Origin of the sequence: Acidithiobacillus concretivorus, from assembly GCF_018853445.1 — a bacterium.
Lineage (GTDB): Bacteria > Pseudomonadota > Gammaproteobacteria > Acidithiobacillales > Acidithiobacillaceae > Acidithiobacillus > Acidithiobacillus concretivorus.
This window is the reverse complement of sequence record NZ_JABELD010000141.1, coordinates 1-1024: the sequence shown is the minus strand read 5'-3', so window position 1 is coordinate 1024 and position 1024 is coordinate 1. Positions and strand designations below refer to the sequence as shown.

Annotated in this window: 1 protein-coding gene and 1 pseudogene; both read right to left on the bottom strand. The window is 55.9% G+C overall.

The genetic code is table 11. The features are described from left to right. Window positions 1–53 precede the first annotated feature (53 nt). A complete protein-coding gene (gene istB / locus HJG40_RS15620) occupies window positions 54–788 on the bottom strand; it encodes an IS21-like element helper ATPase IstB (protein ID WP_215864737.1) in 735 nt (244 codons plus the stop codon). Continuing rightward, window positions 778–1024, bottom strand: a pseudogene (locus HJG40_RS15615) (IS21 family transposase); the annotation flags it as partial. The pseudogene HJG40_RS15615 and the gene istB, both read right to left, overlap by 11 nt.

The window sequence follows — 1024 nt, the reverse complement described above, 5'->3', positions numbered from 1 at the left end:
TGTCAAACAGCGTTTAAAAATGACCAGGTAACAGCGTCTATTTTTGACCAGTTTTAAAGGGGGTGGGTGCGACGTTTTTTGAACCGGTATGAATCGTTTCCGGTCTCCAGAATATCGCAGTGGTGGGTTAGCCGATCGAGAAGCGCCGTGGTCATTTTGGCGTCTCCGAAGATCTTCACCCATTCTCCGAAGGAGAGGTTGGTGGTGATAATCAGCGCCGTCTGTTCGTAGAGTTTGCTGATCAGATGGAAGAGCAAGGCCCCGCCCGACTCCGAGAAGGGCAAATAGCCCAATTCGTCGAGGATGACGAGGTCCAGGCTCTGCAGGGTTTTGACGAGGCGGCCGCCCTGGCCACGGGTTTTCTCCTGTTCCAGAGAGTTGACGAGATCGACCACGTTATACCAGCGTACCCGCTTGCTCTGGTCGATAGCAGCATGACCTAACGCCAGGGCCAGATGGGTTTTCCCGGTTCCTGTGCCACCCACAAGAATGAGATTATGGGCAGACTCCAAATACCCTCCTTGAGCCAGCGTGCGTAGGCGTTCTTCGGCCAATGGGCTCTCCGTGAAGTCAAACTCATCCAGGCTGCGCTGCAGGGGGAACCGGGCTATACGTCTTTGGTAACGCAGACTGCGGTAATGACGGTCCTGTTTTTCGGCATCAATCAAGCTGGACAGCCACGAAACAGGCTCTATGGCTGGCCCGGGTTGTGCGGCCCATTCCTGGTAGGCGGCCGCCATGCCATACAGATGCAGCTCCTTGAGAGAGAGGGTCAGTTCAGTGGACATAAGGCTTCCCCCGCAAGGTATCGTAGCGACTGCAATCCGCCGTTGGCTCTTCTTTCAGATGCAGGGCTTCTGGAGTCTGCTGAGGCGGTGGTGGCAGCGGATGCGCCAGGCGGTGTACCAGATTGAGGATCACCGTGACTGTAACGGTTCTCTGCTCCAGGGCCATGGCGCAGGCAGTCTCCAGTATGTCCATGCCATGGTCTCTGGCCGCCAGTAAGACTTCTACAAAAGCCTTA